Raw genomic sequence first — 350 nt, forward strand, 5'->3', positions numbered from 1 at the left:
TACACATACAGATCTAGAGAATAAAGTCTTGGATGATTTAGAAACCATGAAATTTAAAATAGTATATACTGATTCACTCATTTCTACAGATTTGAAACATAGTGTTCCTGCTTTTACAAAATTAAATGGATTTGACAGAAAAAATGGAGGTATAATTAAACTTAACAAGAATTATCCAAAAAAAGTCCTGACAGAAGCATTATACCATGAATACGCGCACATAAAAGACGAAACATTGCCGATACATATATCGAATCTTAATGCTCCAAATAGTAGGGCAACTTATTCTATACCTTATTTAAGAATAGTAGAAAACCAAGCAGATATGATCGCTTATTCATTGATGATGC

The 350-nt window shown here is 30.6% G+C and carries 1 protein-coding gene; it reads left to right on the top strand.

What is annotated here, in order from left to right:
- Nucleotides 1-28: 28 nt before the first annotated feature.
- Nucleotides 29-350: hypothetical protein (locus ACYVTD_RS18290; RefSeq protein ID WP_461249024.1), on the top strand; the 322-nt coding region annotated here is incomplete at its 3' end.

Source organism: Treponema sp. R6D11 (assembly GCF_054786075.1).